Genomic DNA, 15,166 nt, shown 5'->3' with positions numbered 1-15,166 from the left:
CTTAGCAAGAATCGTGCGCTCGGGCAGGCTCTGGGGGTTGATGGAACGCCGTCCTTTATCATTAATGATGTACTGGTGCCCGGTGCCGTAGGCAAACAAGCGTTACAACAACAGATACGACAGGTACGCCAGGCTTCATAAGTCATTGCTTTGCGTTAAGCCGGCTTAAATCAGGCCTGAAGAAGGAGAACTGGGGTCCCCCCATAGTTTCTTTGCCATCCGGCCTGCAAGCCATGCTTCACGGCCCGCGATAACTCCATATCGCATGGCTTTTGCCATACGCACAGGATCTTGCGCTTCAGCAATCGCAGTATTCATTAATACTCCATCGCAGCCCAGTTCCATGGCTTGCGCTGCATCGGATGCCGTGCCAACTCCGGCATCTACCAAGACGGGCACTTGAGCCTGCTCAATAACAAGGCGTAGGGTGACAGCATTTTGGATGCCAAGACCCGACCCGATGGGAGCGGCTAACGGCATAATGGCGCAACATCCCATATCCTCCAATTCCCGTGCTATAACCGGATCATCAGAACAGTAAACCATCACCTCAAATCCATCCGCCAAAAGAATTTCCGCCGCCCGCAGAGTCTCCTGCATATTGGGATAGAGAGTTTTATCATCACCCAACACTTCCAGTTTAACCAGTGACCATCCCCCTGCCTCTCGCGCTAAACGCAACGTGCGCACAGCCTCTTCTCCGGTAAAGCAACCCGCCGTATTCGGCAGATATGTCACTTTACAAGTGTCTATATAATCCACCAGCTGCGGCCTGTCAGGAGCCTCTATATTCACCCGACGCACCGCCACCGTAATAATTTCGGCACCAGATGCCTCAAAAGCAGCTGCTGTTTGAGAAAAATTCTTATACTTCCCACTTCCAATGATAAGACGCGAGCCATAACGCCGCCCTGCAATAATGAGTTCATCCTTTTGAGAGTCCTTTATCTTATCGTCACCCTTTGTCATACTGTCATCACTCCATCATCCTCCGCCTACAAAGTGAACAACCTCTATGTTGTCTCCACTCTCAAGCCATGTAACACTATAGGTTGAGCGCGGTATAATCTCACCATTATGTTCTACAGCAATTTTATCGTCAGGTAGATTCAGATGATGCAGTAAACCCTGAACGGTCACCGACTTCTCCAGTACCTCTTCAACGCCATTGATGGTTATTGTCAACATAAGCGTTTAATTCCTATCACTATTCCTGAGACCAAAATCAGCTAAATGGGTTATTTTCTCCTCTTTCATAGCCCGCCGGAAGCGTTTATAAAAGACTATACTCACCGAAAAGGCGGAACAAAAACCTATTTTACGGATATCTTCTCATGAGCACCAATACCATTCACATCCTCAATGGCCCTAACCTCAATCTGCTGGGAGAGCGGGAAGTGGCTATTTATGGAATAGACAGCCTTGATGACATTGAGCACATGTGCCGCGAGAAGGCGGGAACATTTGGATATGAGGTTGTTTTCCTGCAAGGCAATGGTGAGGGCGAATTAGTGGATATGGTTCACAAGGCAAGAACCGGCAGTGGCCTTATTATAAACGCTGGGGCGTATAGCCATACGTCTGTTGCCCTTTATGATGCGTTGATGGCCTTAAACATCCCTATTGTGGAGGTTCATCTTTCTAATCCACAGCGCAGGGAAGATTTTAGACATCATTCTTATGTTGCAAAAACCGCTGTCGGGTCAATTTGCGGATTTGGCGCTCATGGGTACTCTCTTGCACTGGAAGCCGTGGCGAGCGTATTGAAACAAACAAATGGATAGTTTTCATGACCAAAAATTCTAAAGATTCTGCTAACGAGCATTTTATTCGCAATCTGATAAATTTGCTGACTGAATCAGAACTCAGTGAGTTGGAAGTAGAAACTGAAGATATGAGAGTTCGTGTTGCACGCAATACTGCCCCCTCAATCCCTGTTGCTATGGCTGCTACACCAGTTGCATCACCTGTTGCTTCAAACGATAAGGTAAACAAAGAAGATGGAACTCCCGCAGGAGAGGCCGGAGAGACTGTCACCTCCCCCATAGTGGGTACAATCTTCGTAGCACCAGAGCCGGGCGCCCCACCCTTTGTGCAAATTGGGGCAGAAGTGGCCGAAGGGCAGACGCTGTTTATCATTGAAGCTATGAAAACAATGAACCATATTCCCGCTCCCCGTTCAGGTAAGGTTGTCAAAATCTTAATTACGGATGGACAGCCAGTGGAATATGGTGAGCCATTATGCGTTATGAATTAAAAAACGTGAAGGCGTTATGTTCAAAAAGATACTGATAGCTAACCGCGGAGAAATTGCCCTGCGCATTCACCGAGCTTGTCGGGAGATGGGGATTGCTACAGTTGCGGTTCATTCTACAGCTGATGAAAATGCCATGCACGTCCGCCTTGCTGATGAGAGCGTCTGTTTAGGGGAACCTCCAGCCAATAAGAGTTATAACAACATTCCATCTATTATTTCAGCGTGCGAAATTACCGGCGCGGATGCTGTTCATCCGGGCTATGGCTTTCTTTCTGAAAATGCCCGCTTTGCTGAAATTGTCACTGCTCATAACATTACCTTTATTGGCCCCGAAGCCCATCATATCCATTTGATGGGCGATAAAATTGCCGCCAGAAATACAGCACAAAAGCTGGGTATTCCGGTAGTACCGGGCTCAGATGGCGCTATCACGGACGATGCTGAGGCGCACGCTTTGGCCGATAAAATTGGCTATCCCGTTCTCGTCAAAGCCGCCGCAGGGGGTGGCGGGCGCGGCATGAAAGTAGCTAACAATGCCCATGAATTACCAACGGCGCTTTCAACAGCTCGTACTGAAGCGGGGGCCGCTTTTGGGAATGATGGGGTTTATATTGAAAAATACCTGGAACGCCCTCGCCATATAGAAGTGCAAATTGTTGCGGATAGTCATAAAAATATTGTCCATTTGGGAGAGCGCGATTGTTCTCTTCAACGCCGTCATCAAAAAGTTTTGGAGGAAGCCCCTTCTCCTGCCCTAACTGACAAAGAAAGAAAAAAAATTGGTAATATTCTGATTTCTGCTATCAACAAACTAGGCTATTTGGGAGTTGGCACGGTTGAATTTCTTTATGAAGATGGCGAGTTCTATTTTATTGAAATGAACACCCGACTACAGGTAGAGCATCCGGTGACGGAGATGGTAACCGGTATTGATTTGGTGCGTGAGCAAATCCATATTGCTAACGGAAATAAACTGAGTTTTCGCCAAAAAGATGTCAGTTTCACAGGCCATGCCATAGAATGTCGCATTAACGCAGAAAATCCAATTACTTTTGTACCCTCCCCAGGTCAGGTTAAGGAGTTTCATCCGGCCGGAGGGCCGGGTGTGCGGATTGATTCTGCTGTTTATTCTGGTTACCGCATTCCTCCCTATTATGACAGTTTGATTGGCAAACTGATCATAACCGGCAATGACCGGATAGAGTGTCTCATGCGATTACGCCGGTCTCTGGAAGAATTTGTCATTGATGGTATTGAAACAACCATTCCGTTGTTTCAGCGGTTGCTGGATAATGATGATTTTCTTAATGGTAATTATAATATTCACTGGCTGGAGCAATTTCTAGATAAAGAAAAATGAGCGGCAATCCATCTCCTCTTGGGCACGACAAAGATATTACTGTCCTGCTTGAGGCATATCAAGCGGGTATTTTTCCTATGGCAGATAACCGGGAGAGCAATGGTTTTTATTGGGTTAACCCTGACAAGCGCGGCGTTATTCCGTTAAAACATTTTCATTTACCCCGTCGCCTTAGGCGCACCTTAAAAGACGCTCCTTTTGTTATAAAGATTAATAAAGATTTTGCAACCGTAATGCAAGCTTGTGCAGAGCCAACTCCTGACCGCCCTGAGAGTTGGATAAATCCACCTCTTTATAGACTCTATACCCGCCTGCACAGCTTAGGTTATGCCCACTCGGTAGAATGCTGGCAAGATGGAAACCTAGTGGGAGGACTTTACGGCGTTCATGTGGGTGCGGCTTTTTTTGGAGAGAGCATGTTTTCGCGAGTCAAGGATGCCAGCAAAATTGCGCTAGTTCACCTCGCTGCCCGCCTGCGAGCCGGAGGCTTTTTATTGCTAGATATTCAATTTATCACAATGCACCTTCGGCAGTTTGGTGCTGTCGAACTCTCCCACACTGCCTTTCATCAGTGCCTCAGTGAGGCCTTGCGCCATCAGGGAGATTTTTTCTCACTATCCGATGATACCCCCTCATCCATCTTGCAATCAATCAGCCAGATATCATAAACAGGATGCTCAAAGGCATTGAGTCCCGGGTCTGAGGCCAACATCCAACCTGAGAATAATAACCTCTCTGCTCTTTCTTCTCGTGCTATTTCTATTACTTGCACGAAAGCGGTTATCTCGGGCGGATCTTCGGGGGGGCTTTTATGGCAAGTACGCATCAGAACATCAAGAGTGCCAAAACGCACCAGTTTATCGACTGGAGCTTCTAAACGACTAATACGAGCTGTGACTTTATCTAACGCTGTAAAGACAGCTACCTCTGCTTGCAATGGGCTTAAAACCCCACTGGTTATCAGAACACAGAGGAGGATGACAAAAGTATAAACCTCCTTCATTGACTGCCAGATGAGCCAATGGAGGAGGGGTTGTCATCTGATACATTAAAAACGGCTTGTCCCAATAAGCTCACTAAATCAACAGAGCCTTGGGTATAGAATATTTCATCACCGGAAGCCAAAAAATCCTCACTGCCACCTGGCTGCACAGAGATATAATTGCTACCGAGCAGACCTTCGCTGGTAATTTTAGCACTACTATCTTCCGGCAGTTTAACATCTGACTGTATGGACATCACAATGATGGCTTTATAGTCTTTCGGGTCAATTGATTGACTCTCTACCTGACCAATTTTAATGCCTGCTAGACGAACATCGCTCCCATTAGAAAGACCATCTACCCTGTCAAAATAAGCAACTACCTGATAGCCATCACTGTCTTGAAGGCTACCCACTGTTGTGTAGGCGTATGCCAAAAAGCTTCCCGCAACCAACAATACAACTGCACCAACAAGTGTCTCAACCAGATTATCTTTCATGCTAATTCTCTTTTCTTTATCATTGGTGTTATTATCATTGGCGTCATTGGCTCTTGGGACGCCACGGCACATACCCACACCGCATTACTTGCTGCTCCTGAGATCTCGCCAAACTGCCCACTGGTTTATAGGCTTGACCCGTACCTGTCATGTTAGGCTGGTGGAGCTTTTGCCAAGGGCGGGCAACACAATCCCCCGAGGGAGGTACATCCTCTCCATGGTGGAGCCAACTGTGCCATTCTGGCGCAACCTTAGAGGCATCCGATACCCCATTATAAATCACCCAGCGACGTCCGCCCTTGCCTTTCTCGCTGTAATATCTATTCCCGGATTTATCAATACCCACAAGAACCCCCCGACGCCACGTAAAAAAGCGCGTACCGTAGGTTTGTCCATTCCACCATGTAAAAAACTGTACCAACAAAGCCATACTTACTTATAAAGCCTCAATCACTCTGTTTAATCACCTACCACCATACCCTAAGTGTAACCTGTGCAACAAGATAATCCGACAAAATTGCCAGCCTATTTGCCCTCATCTTTGTCTTTCTTTGCAGGTAAGGGTGCTAAGCGAATATGCAAATCACACAACTGCTGCTCGCTCACCTCTGAGGGAGATTGCATCATCAAATCCTCCGCTTGCTGATTCATAGGGAACATAATCACCTCTCGTAGATTCTGTGCTCCTGCTAATAACATGACAATACGATCAATACCTGGAGCTATACCTCCATGGGGTGGTGTACCATACCGAAGAGCGTTAATCATGCCCCCAAATTGTCTATCCACTGCGTCTTTGTCATAGCCTGCAATCTCAAAAGCCCGATACATAATCTCCGGGCTGTGGTTGCGAATAGCTCCAGATGACAATTCTACCCCATTACACACAATGTCATATTGGTAACCCAGAATCTCTAATGGATTTTTAGTTGTCAACGCCTCAAGCCCTCCTTGAGGCATAGAAAAAGGATTATGAGAAAAATCAATTTTACTAGCTGTTTCGTTCCACTCATAAAGAGGAAAATCAACAATCCAGCAAAAGGCAAATTGCATCTCATCAATCAACGATAGTTTTTCAGCAATTCTTTGACGGGCCGCCCCGGCAAGAGAGGTTGCTACCGGCTTCATATCACAGGCAAAAAACAGTGCATCTCCCGATTGAATACCCGATCTTTTTACCAGAATCTCCTGATATTGTGGAGGTATGAACTTAGCAATCGGGCCTTTACCTGTAAGGGTAGCAGTTTCTACATCTGTCTCAAAGATAACATAACCCAAACCCACCGCATTCATCTCTTGCTGTGCCCAACCATTTAATCCATCAAAAAAACTACGTGGTCGACCGGCAACCCCTGGCGCAGGAATAGCCCGCACTACACCTCCCTTATCAATAACACTTCTAAAAGCTCGAAATGACACTTCATCAGCAGCAAAAATATCCGTTACATCAACAATCTCAATGGGGTTACGCAAATCTGGCTTGTCTGTACCATACTTAAGCATCGCCTCATGCCAGCCAATACAGGGAAAAGGCGAGACAATTCTACGCCCGCCACCAAATTCCCTGAACAATTCCATCAAAACCGGCTCTACTGCCCGAAATACATCTTCCTGCTCAACAAAACTCATTTCAATGTCTAGCTGATAAAACTCGCCAGGGGAACGGTCCGCCCGCGCATCTTCATCCCTAAAACAAGGAGCAACCTGAAAATAACGGTCAAACCCCGCCATCATAATTAGTTGCTTAAACTGCTGCGGGGCTTGAGGAAGAGCATAAAAACGACCCGCATGGAGACGACTTGGTACTAGAAAATCACGTGCCCCTTCAGGGCTAGACGCCGTCAAAATAGGTGTTTGATATTCCATAAATCCGGCTTCTGTCATCAAGCGCCGGATGGCTGTGATAATTTTTGAACGCAAGACAATGTTGCTATGCAAGGTTTCACGACGCAAATCCAGATAGCGATAACGCAACCGAATATCCTCAGCATAATCTGGCTCGCCAAAGATAGGTAGTGGTAAATCCGCAGCCTCCGAGAGAACCTCCAGTGTTTGCACATACACCTCCACTTCACCCGTGGGCAAAGCAGGGTTGATGGTTTCTTCTGTACGTTCTACAACACAACCCTCCACAGATATAACGTATTCTGAGCGTACGCCTTCAGCGAATCTAAATGCCTCACTGTCAGGATCAAAGACGCACTGAGTCATGCCATAGTGATCCCGCAAATCAATAAACAACAGGCCACCGTGATCGCGCTTACGGTGCACCCAGCCGGATAGCCGTACCGTTTCTCCGACTGCTGATTTGTCCAGTGCCGAGCAATGATGAGTGCGATAACGTTGCATACCCTTTTCTATCCTTCAAAACTGTTCAGAAAACAAGGCGAAAAGTCACGAAATACAGGATTTTTTAGCCCTCCCCCAAGGTTTCTATCAAGGTGGGCTAAAATACAGGACAAACGGGCACAAATAGGCTATAGCGACAGAATGATTAAGCCCATCACCCAGACAGAAGAACTCACTACCACATGTGCTAAATTAGCAAAAGCTGACTTTATCACCGTAGATACAGAGTTTCTACGGGAGAGTACTTATTGGCCTTTGATGTGCCTAATACAAATGGCTGGGCCCGATGATAACGTGCTGGTAGACCCTCTAGCGTTTGATTTGGATTTAACGCCTTTTTATAACCTAATGACGGACCGCTCTGTGACTAAGGTTTTCCATGCCGCCCGTCAAGATGTAGAAACTCTCTATCATGATGCATCCATCATTCCAACTCCTTTGTCGGACACCCAGATAATGGCCATGGTGTGTGGTTTTGGTGATTCGGTAAGTTATAGAAATTTAGTGCGCAAACTAATCGGTGAGCAGATAGATAAATCCTCACGCTACACCGATTGGAGCCATAGGCCTTTATCAGATAAGCAATTACAGTATGCTCTCTCAGACGTCACCCACTTGCGCACTCTCTATGAAAAACTCTCCCAACAAGTATGCAAGAGTAATCGCGCTAATTGGATTAATGAAGAACTATCTTTATTGAATAATCCGGCTACCTATGAGATAAAACCAGAAGATGCATGGCGACGACTTAAGATTAACACTCATTCGCATCATTCTCTAGCCATAATTATAGAAGTTTCCGCTTGGCGCGAACAGCAAGCCCAAAGAGATAATGTCCCACGTAATCGTATCTTAAAAGATAATGCCATACAGGATATCGCCGTGCAGATACCCAAAACACCTCAAGACCTTAAGTCGTTGCGCTCTATCCATAGTGGATTCATTAACGGTCCATATAGCACAGACCTGCTAGAGGCCGTCCAGCGAGGCCTAGCGCGAGACCCTGCAATCCTTCCCTCTCCTAAAAACTCTAATACCCATGCATCATCAGACAACGCTCCTCTTCTGGCATTATTAAAAGTTCTGCTCAAACATCAATGCGCTCATCATGAGGTAGCGCAAAAACTGGTAGCCTCCACAGAGGATTTAGAGAAAATTGCCAATGAAGATGCCGCCAATGTTCCGGCCCTTAAAGGGTGGCGCTACAAGGTATTCGGCTCTTCCGCTATAGCGCTAAAAGAAGGGAATTTATCACTGGGAGCAAGAGGCAGAACTCTGGAGTTAATCCCCCATACCGATTAACTTGCTGTTTCTATACCACCTTCGCATTTGAGAAGTTTCGCTAACTGCCGTAAGCGCTTTGCCGGTACACCTCCCCCCAACTTTGCTAAATCAGGCGGCAGAGATAACGTGATTGTCTTATCTGTTCGCTTTAAGCTCATGCGTGGCAATACACCCGGTATTGACGCGCTCAGAGCATCTGCTAACCGTAATGCATAACCCAAAACCTGCGCTCGCTCTTTATCAATTAAATGAAACTGCTCAATAAAACTAGGCAGGGCGATATTTGTCTCATGTCGATAAAATAACACTGCCGCCAAAAAAGCCCGGCCCATATGGTCAATCCCTGGAAGCAATGCCTGAACAATCTGATTGACGCAACACATAGCTCTGTCATCGGCATGGACCGCCCAGCCAATATCGCTCATCAAACAGGCCGCTCGCCGTAGGCGAGTATGTACTACACACTCTTTATGGGAAGTGTCTTCAGCAAACAAAGGAGCGCACCATAAGGTCACCTCTTCACCATAACCCTCATGTCGCCCAAGCCGAGCAGCCAACAGAGAAGCTGAGTCCATCAAGGGATCAAAATCTTTGTCATGAACAGGCATAACAGATTCTGCTAATACCCCTTCGCGCAAACCATAATCAGAGAATACGACACGAGACGCCCCCTGCCGTGCCAATACCTGGCTCAACACCAAAAGCCCAAAAGGAAATGTAGGCACTCGCTGCCGGGATACGTTGGGTACGGTAACAGCTATCTCCTGATTTTGTAGCCATGCCACAGCGTCTTCCATACCTTCAACATCCGCTACAGACACAGCATATTGATGTAAAGCATGTAGGGGATACGACTGACGATACATATAAAGGCGTGCCAAATTTCTCCATGTTCCCCCTACAGCATAAAAATCCCGATCCTCAAAATCAGATAACCACTCTTCCCCAGATAAAGTTTTATCTATCAGCGCAGTAATTTTCTTAAAGCTTCTTTCTTCATTCATTAACCGCAACACCCCAAGGGGAAAAGAAACAGCCTCCGTAACCCGACCCTCAATAACGCCAGCCAGTTCAAGACTGCCCCCGCCTAAATCACCTACAATCCCATGAACCTCCCCCATACCCATCAAGACACCGCGGGCTGCTAAATGAGCCTCCTCGACGCCAGATATCTGCCTGATGGGCGTGCCAAGAGTCTCCTCGGCGGCGGCCACAAAATTATCACCATTATGGGCATCCCGAATAGCCGCTGTGGCTACTGCAAAAATTTGCCCCACCCCAACAATTTCCGCCACAGCACTAAAACCCCGCAAGGCCTCCAAAGCCAGCGCTACCCCCTCTTTATCTAGACTTCCAGTACGCACCACTGTACGCCCAAGACCACATAAGACCCGCTCATTAAACAAAGGTACTGGCACAGATATGTCCCCCCTGTATATGACAAGCCGTACAGAGTTTGAGCCTATATCTACAACACCAACAGGAGAGGTCTCTCTAGAGAAAAAACTTTTCAACGCCGCCAATATACCTGTTGCCATATTGTTATACGGAATAAATAGTCAAAGGCTGGATTCTGCGTTGCAGTCTGAGAAACGAGGTATGTCTTTCGTATCAGAATCCCCCCGCCCCGATAGACTCGGATTGGTCATAAAATAATCCTGAGCATTTAACATCTCCTCATCTTTGCTCACCTCAGTGCGTACATAAAAGCCATCAGGTGACAATTCCCAGCTTTGCAGATTGTCCTTCAAATTAGCTACCATGATTTGATCTAAAATCTGCTCATGGACTGTTGGATTCAAAATCGGAACCAACGTTTCCACTCGACGGTCAAGATTACGCGGCATCCAATCAGCAGAGGAAATAAAAACCTTAGCCTTATCAGAAGGCAAACCAGAGCCCGCCCCAAAACAAACAATACGAGAGTGCTCAAGAAACCGACCAATGATACTTCTCACTTGAATGTTTTCTGACAATCCAGGCACCCTTGCCCGCAAACAACATATGCCACGCACTACCAATCTAATAGCGACACCCGCCTGTGAGGCCCTATAGAGGGTATCAATAATGTCCGCATCAACCAGAGAGTTCATTTTTGCCCATATCTGAGCCGGTCGCCCAGCCTCGGCGTGAGCAATTTCATCATAAATAAGAGCGACCAACGTCTCTCTCATATTGGCAGGCGAGGCGGCAACATGACGAATACGCGTTGGTGGTGCATAGCCAGTAATATAATTAAACAAGCGGCCCATATCGCTTGTTAAAGCACGGTCAGCTGTGAATAAAGATAAATCCGTATAAATTCTTGCAGTCACAGGATGGTAATTGCCGGTTCCAAAGTGAGCATAGGATCGCAGTTTACTTCCCTCACGGCGTACTACAAGACTCAACTTGGCATGAGTCTTAAGATCAATGAAACCGTAGACCACCTGAATGCCCGCCCGCTCCATATCTCGTGCCCATTTAATATTGGCGGCTTCATCAAATCGGGCTTTAAGCTCCACCACCGCCGTTACGGATTTACCTGCTTCCGCCGCCTCAATCAGTGCCTTGACGATAGGAGAATTACTAGACGTGCGATAAAGGGTCTGTTTGATGGCTACCACTTCAGGATCTGTTGAGGCTTGGCGTATAAATTGCACCACTACATCAAAAGACTCATATGGGTGGTGAACTAAAATATCCTTCGCTCGGATGGCTGCAAAGCAATCGCCACCATGGTCCCGAATACGTTCTGGAAATCGCGCATTATAAGATTTAAACCGTAAATCAGTGCGATCGGCGACCACCATCTGACTGGTCTGCACCAGACCTATCAAGCCATCTACAAACATCATATTATCGTCGGACACTTCCAGCGCCGATATAATCATATTGCGCAGATCGGCGGGCATATTGTTAGTAATTTCAAGGCGAATAACATGGCCCCGACGACGGCGCTTTAAGGCCGTTTCATAAACACGGACGAGATCTTCTGCCTCCTCCTCAACCTCAACATCACTATCTCGAATAGCTCTAAAAACACCAAAGCCCTTAACGTCATAGCCGTAAAATAGCTGATTTAAAAAAAGACTAATTGTATCTTCTATGCTGATAAAACGTATTTGATTTTTTTGTCCTGCTTCCTCCTCCCTATCGTGCTCTTGCACACTACGCCCCAACCCATTGGGCAAGCGAATAAAACGGTCAACCTTGCCTGGCACAGAAAGAAGAGCATTCAAAATTGTACCATCATTCCTGCGGCACATTTTCACTGCTAGTGTAAACCCAAGATTAGGAATAAAGGGAAAAGGGTGTGCTGGATCAATTGCCAACGGCGTTAAGACCGGAAATATCTGCTCAAGAAAATAATCCTCCAACCATTCATGATCTTCATTATTAATATCCTCGGGGTTGAGAAGAACAATGTCGTTCTCCTTCAAGGACTGTCGCAGAAGTGCCCAGCATTTCTGCTGCTGCTTCATTAGATCATTAGCTACAGTGTTAATACGCCTGAGTTGTTGTTTTGGCGTCAAGCCATCCTGACTAATTAGATCAATGTCTGCGTTAATCTGCCCCCACAAACCACCGACGCGAACCATATAAAACTCATCCAGATTGTTTGCGGAAATAGACAAAAACCGTAACCGTTCCAACAAAGGATGATTTTCATTCTCAGATTCCTGCACAACACGGCGATTAAATTCCAGCCATGAGAGTTCACGATTGATAAATCGCTCTGCCGAATCAAGTGTCAAACCTACAGCAACCTCTTGGGCTATCTCAACAACAGACATAAATCTCAAATGCCTCACTCATAATAAACTCCCTCTGTCACTATATGTTGCTCCCCCACCTGAAACAAAGCCTGTGACTTCTTGCCTTATCCGGCCCTCCTTCATTATCTTAGCCAACACCAAAAGCACGAGCCCTTTGGTTATAGATTTGCCTTCTCCCAACGAGACTGCATCCAAGGCCTCTACAAGCCGCCCCGCTGCCGCCAACGAGCGCTCCATGCGCGACACCATATAATGAACTAAATCTTCCGAAACCCGCAACTGCCGGTCACGCAATAATTTATCCAAAACTGCTGCCAATAGGGTATCATCAGGCGACTCTAGAAAAACATGCGGGGCTGCTCGCAGCCGCGAGGCTAGATCCGGTAAACAAATTGGCCATTTGGTCGGCGTTAAGCGGCTAGTTAGCAAAAGCCATCCCTTCTCCTGACGCACCATGTTCACCAGATGCAGCAACTTTCTCTCTCCATCTTTTGGGCATTGATGTATATCTTCCACAATAACAGCGCACTGTCCTATACCCTCTGCTAAGGCTTGATTTAACCCACCCAAGTCAACCATTTGTGCTCCAGAGATCTGTTGCCAGACGCAAGCCAGATGGCTCTTACCACTACCCTCAGGCCCACATAACACTAACACACGGTCCGGCCAGCTAGGCCAGCAATCAATCATGGAGAGCGCATGCGCATTGGCCTCATTCATGAAAAAATCATCACGGCCCACAGCCGAGTGATGAGGCAAATCAAGAAATAGCTGATGAATCGTCATAGTGTCTACATCCAGATGTTAATGTACTGTTTACTGTTGCTATGCACTTTTTTTAGGCGTAAGGATGGCTTTTATCCACTGCCGACAATAAGACACAATAGAAAGCACCGATGTTATAACCATAACCCAAACAACACCTTCAATGAGCGTATTGCCTATCACTGTCACAGCGTCTACAATAGACAGATTATCTGCATACATGATAGTTTTATTCCAAGAAGCTACTGCCAAAATGAGCGCAATCAGCAAGATTTGCACTACCGAGTTTACTTTACTGACGAAAACAGGACTGATCTTCAAAGGAACCCCCCAAAATCGCGCCAGCAGTACGCCCGCAATAATGAGGGCATCGCGACCGATAACCACGCCCGTAACCCATAACGGAATAACTTGCATATATCCCAGTAACACGTATGAACTTCCCAGCATAATTTTATCTGCAGCGGCATCCAACCATACGCCAAGGTCGGTATAATTCTTAGACATGCGAGCTATAAAACCATCAGCCGCATCACTCAACCCCGCCAACACCATAGCACCAAGAGCAAAGGTCGGTTCATTCCAGACGATCATGACAATAACTAAAGGCGTTAGTACCAATAAACGCGTTAAGGTAATCATGTTTGGTATTGTCAGGTACGTCATAATGTTATCTGAATATTATTATTTGCACCCACGATTAATCTAAGACGAACTGAAAACAATCCACCCACCCTCTTCTCTGACAAGATGTAGATTCTGTCGAGACAGCGCCATTGACAGAGCACTCACATCGCCAAGATGCGATAATACCACCCAAGCACCCGATATCGTCTGCTCCTGAATAGTAAAACTGTCAACTGATGCCACACCTTGAATTTTTTTTCTTATCCCCAACCATTCTCTAAGATTATCATAGGCTACCCACACCAGCAATGAACCCCCTCCATCATCTTGAGCCAACAAGCCCTTTTTCCAACCCTCCTCAGAGCGGGCAATAAGTTGTTGAATGCCCTCTTCTAACAGGTTATTCCTAGCTATACCAGCGTCAGTCATCGCTCTAGGCAGTTGGTCAGAAGATTCTTCTGTTTGAAAAACGGGCTGCACCTCCACTTCCTTGTTGCTTACAGTGAAGGTGAACGTACGTTGCACACCATCATAATCGTAGAGAGTGGCCACTACTTGCACCAAACCACCCTCCAGAAACAGCAAGGCTTGCGCTACCATAATACGGTTCAGCTGATAGCGAGCGGCTAGATTGTACAAAGCCGATACATCACCTGTCAGAGCCTGTTGGACCGACACATCGGTGATATCCTCAAGGTCACCTACCGGTAAAACAAAGGGCGTCAAACTACCAACAATATCAGCTCGCGCCCAAGCCTCACGCCAGTTGTTATCTTCTTGCCACAAGATACTCCCATATTGGTCACTATATACCGGCAAGAGAAGTATCGGTTCTGATTGAAGTTGCACAAAATCAATCCCCGCCCCCTGTAGCAGTGCCGTAATAGCAGGTGGCTTAAAACTCACCGCCAACCATCCCAGATAACGCGTGGAGCTAGTTTTTTCTCCTGTAACCTGCAATCCTTTAACAAGAAAAGGGAGCGCCTCTGACTCCACCACCGGCAACTCATCCCAGACAGATGATGGCGTTAGACGACGCAAGAGATGTCCGATGGCCTCCTCTTGACTCTCCTTGAGAGCTATCGCCCGTGCTTCTCTAGCAGAAGCCGCTGTTTTATCCATACGAATTCCCTGAACCGTAAAGATATCCTGCGCCTGCACATCTGGTGCCCAAACCGGAGCTAAGATGAGAATGGCCACAAAATGAATGCCAAAATACAGAGAATGCAGTAACTTTGGTTTTTTTTGAGTATCCTTCATGTTTATTTTTGCCAACTCTATGGA

Annotated in this window: 16 protein-coding genes; 5 read left to right on the top strand and 11 right to left on the bottom strand. The window is 46.7% G+C overall.

Annotated elements, in window-relative coordinates; all coding sequences use genetic code 11:
• Positions 1 to 165: 165 nt before the first annotated feature.
• Entirely contained in the window at positions 166 to 969 is an 804-nt protein-coding gene (locus tag V6Z81_02970) for a thiazole synthase (GenBank protein MEG9861453.1), read from the bottom strand.
• A gap of 15 nt (positions 970 to 984) precedes the next feature.
• Positions 985 to 1,188, bottom strand: coding sequence for a sulfur carrier protein ThiS (thiS, locus tag V6Z81_02965; GenBank protein MEG9861452.1), 204 nt, complete (start codon positions 1,186 to 1,188; stop codon positions 985 to 987).
• 146 nt (positions 1,189 to 1,334) lie between these two features.
• On the opposite strand from thiS, the gene aroQ reads away from it, so the two are divergent.
• From aroQ to aat, 4 genes are read left to right on the top strand one after another with little or no spacing between them, the layout of a single operon-like run.
• The gene (gene aroQ / locus V6Z81_02960; GenBank protein ID MEG9861451.1) at positions 1,335 to 1,784 is read left to right on the top strand and encodes a type II 3-dehydroquinate dehydratase; all 450 of its coding nucleotides are present in this window, start codon (positions 1,335 to 1,337) and stop codon (positions 1,782 to 1,784) included.
• 5 nt (positions 1,785 to 1,789) lie between these two features.
• Positions 1,790 to 2,257: an acetyl-CoA carboxylase biotin carboxyl carrier protein gene (gene accB, locus V6Z81_02955; GenBank protein ID MEG9861450.1), complete on the top strand. Its 468-nt coding sequence runs from the start codon at positions 1,790 to 1,792 to the stop codon at positions 2,255 to 2,257.
• 16 nt (positions 2,258 to 2,273) lie between these two features.
• Positions 2,274 to 3,617 (top strand): acetyl-CoA carboxylase biotin carboxylase subunit, encoded by a 1,344-nt coding sequence (gene accC / locus V6Z81_02950; protein MEG9861449.1) that lies wholly within the window; start codon positions 2,274 to 2,276, stop codon positions 3,615 to 3,617.
• Positions 3,614 to 4,285, top strand: a complete 672-nt coding sequence (gene aat, locus V6Z81_02945; GenBank protein MEG9861448.1) for a leucyl/phenylalanyl-tRNA--protein transferase — start codon at positions 3,614 to 3,616, stop codon at positions 4,283 to 4,285. The genes accC and aat overlap by 4 nt, the downstream gene beginning before the upstream one ends.
• On the opposite strand, the gene V6Z81_02940 is transcribed toward aat, so the two are convergent.
• From V6Z81_02940 to aspS, 4 genes are all read right to left on the bottom strand, one after another.
• Positions 4,213 to 4,620, bottom strand: coding sequence for a DUF2155 domain-containing protein (locus V6Z81_02940; GenBank protein MEG9861447.1), 408 nt, complete (start codon positions 4,618 to 4,620; stop codon positions 4,213 to 4,215). The genes aat and V6Z81_02940 overlap by 73 nt on opposite strands.
• Complete coding sequence (gene mlaD, locus V6Z81_02935) at positions 4,617 to 5,099, bottom strand: outer membrane lipid asymmetry maintenance protein MlaD (GenBank protein MEG9861446.1); 483 nt, start codon at positions 5,097 to 5,099, stop codon at positions 4,617 to 4,619. Before mlaD ends, V6Z81_02940 begins: the two co-directional genes overlap by 4 nt.
• Before the next feature lie 43 nt (positions 5,100 to 5,142).
• Positions 5,143 to 5,529 (bottom strand): NADH:ubiquinone oxidoreductase subunit NDUFA12, encoded by a 387-nt coding sequence (locus V6Z81_02930; GenBank protein MEG9861445.1) that lies wholly within the window; start codon positions 5,527 to 5,529, stop codon positions 5,143 to 5,145.
• A 95-nt stretch (positions 5,530 to 5,624) separates the two neighbouring features.
• Positions 5,625 to 7,448, bottom strand: coding sequence for an aspartate--tRNA ligase (gene aspS, locus V6Z81_02925; protein MEG9861444.1), 1,824 nt, complete (start codon positions 7,446 to 7,448; stop codon positions 5,625 to 5,627).
• 141 nt (positions 7,449 to 7,589) lie between these two features.
• On the opposite strand from aspS, the gene rnd reads away from it, so the two are divergent.
• Complete coding sequence (gene rnd, locus V6Z81_02920) at positions 7,590 to 8,750, top strand: ribonuclease D (GenBank protein ID MEG9861443.1); 1,161 nt, start codon at positions 7,590 to 7,592, stop codon at positions 8,748 to 8,750.
• Here rnd and V6Z81_02915 read toward each other — a convergent pair.
• From V6Z81_02915 to V6Z81_02895, 5 genes are read right to left on the bottom strand one after another with little or no spacing between them, the layout of a single operon-like run.
• Positions 8,747 to 10,270 carry a Ppx/GppA family phosphatase gene (locus V6Z81_02915; GenBank protein ID MEG9861442.1) on the bottom strand — a complete coding sequence of 508 codons (1,524 nt, stop codon included), beginning with the start codon at positions 10,268 to 10,270 and terminating at the stop codon, positions 8,747 to 8,749. The genes rnd and V6Z81_02915 overlap by 4 nt on opposite strands.
• A gap of 21 nt (positions 10,271 to 10,291) precedes the next feature.
• Complete coding sequence (locus V6Z81_02910) at positions 10,292 to 12,508, bottom strand: RNA degradosome polyphosphate kinase (protein MEG9861441.1); 2,217 nt, start codon at positions 12,506 to 12,508, stop codon at positions 10,292 to 10,294.
• Between the two features lie 18 nt (positions 12,509 to 12,526).
• Positions 12,527 to 13,276 (bottom strand): hypothetical protein, encoded by a 750-nt coding sequence (locus V6Z81_02905; GenBank protein ID MEG9861440.1) that lies wholly within the window; start codon positions 13,274 to 13,276, stop codon positions 12,527 to 12,529.
• A gap of 39 nt (positions 13,277 to 13,315) precedes the next feature.
• Complete coding sequence (locus tag V6Z81_02900) at positions 13,316 to 13,921, bottom strand: CDP-alcohol phosphatidyltransferase family protein (GenBank protein MEG9861439.1); 606 nt, start codon at positions 13,919 to 13,921, stop codon at positions 13,316 to 13,318.
• Between the two features lie 39 nt (positions 13,922 to 13,960).
• Positions 13,961 to 15,142 (bottom strand): DUF2066 domain-containing protein, encoded by a 1,182-nt coding sequence (locus tag V6Z81_02895; protein MEG9861438.1) that lies wholly within the window; start codon positions 15,140 to 15,142, stop codon positions 13,961 to 13,963.
• Positions 15,143 to 15,166 lie beyond the last annotated feature (24 nt).

This window comes from Parvularculales bacterium, from assembly GCA_036881865.1.
Lineage (GTDB): Bacteria > Pseudomonadota > Alphaproteobacteria > JAPOUT01 > JBAJNM01 > JBAJNM01.
Note: the sequence above shows the minus strand (reverse complement) of the source record. Positions and strands in the feature narration are given on the sequence as shown.

What these genes read in the sequence shown, in the direction of transcription:
- V6Z81_02970 (MEG9861453.1), bottom strand. Translation starts at nt 969, where the DNA reads ATGACAAAGGGTGACGATAAGATAAAGGACTCTCAAAAGGATGAACTC.
- thiS (MEG9861452.1), bottom strand. Translation starts at nt 1,188, where the DNA reads ATGTTGACAATAACCATCAATGGCGTTGAAGAGGTACTGGAGAAGTCG.
- aroQ (MEG9861451.1), top strand. Translation starts at nt 1,335, where the DNA reads ATGAGCACCAATACCATTCACATCCTCAATGGCCCTAACCTCAATCTG.
- accB (MEG9861450.1), top strand. Translation starts at nt 1,790, where the DNA reads ATGACCAAAAATTCTAAAGATTCTGCTAACGAGCATTTTATTCGCAAT.
- accC (MEG9861449.1), top strand. Translation starts at nt 2,274, where the DNA reads ATGTTCAAAAAGATACTGATAGCTAACCGCGGAGAAATTGCCCTGCGC.
- aat (MEG9861448.1), top strand. Translation starts at nt 3,614, where the DNA reads ATGAGCGGCAATCCATCTCCTCTTGGGCACGACAAAGATATTACTGTC.
- V6Z81_02940 (MEG9861447.1), bottom strand. Translation starts at nt 4,620, where the DNA reads ATGAAGGAGGTTTATACTTTTGTCATCCTCCTCTGTGTTCTGATAACC.
- mlaD (MEG9861446.1), bottom strand. Translation starts at nt 5,099, where the DNA reads ATGAAAGATAATCTGGTTGAGACACTTGTTGGTGCAGTTGTATTGTTG.
- V6Z81_02930 (MEG9861445.1), bottom strand. Translation starts at nt 5,529, where the DNA reads ATGGCTTTGTTGGTACAGTTTTTTACATGGTGGAATGGACAAACCTAC.
- aspS (MEG9861444.1), bottom strand. Translation starts at nt 7,448, where the DNA reads ATGCAACGTTATCGCACTCATCATTGCTCGGCACTGGACAAATCAGCA.
- rnd (MEG9861443.1), top strand. Translation starts at nt 7,590, where the DNA reads ATGATTAAGCCCATCACCCAGACAGAAGAACTCACTACCACATGTGCT.
- V6Z81_02915 (MEG9861442.1), bottom strand. Translation starts at nt 10,270, where the DNA reads ATGGCAACAGGTATATTGGCGGCGTTGAAAAGTTTTTTCTCTAGAGAG.
- V6Z81_02910 (MEG9861441.1), bottom strand. Translation starts at nt 12,508, where the DNA reads ATGTCTGTTGTTGAGATAGCCCAAGAGGTTGCTGTAGGTTTGACACTT.
- V6Z81_02905 (MEG9861440.1), bottom strand. Translation starts at nt 13,276, where the DNA reads ATGACGATTCATCAGCTATTTCTTGATTTGCCTCATCACTCGGCTGTG.
- V6Z81_02900 (MEG9861439.1), bottom strand. Translation starts at nt 13,921, where the DNA reads ATGACGTACCTGACAATACCAAACATGATTACCTTAACGCGTTTATTG.
- V6Z81_02895 (MEG9861438.1), bottom strand. Translation starts at nt 15,142, where the DNA reads ATGAAGGATACTCAAAAAAAACCAAAGTTACTGCATTCTCTGTATTTT.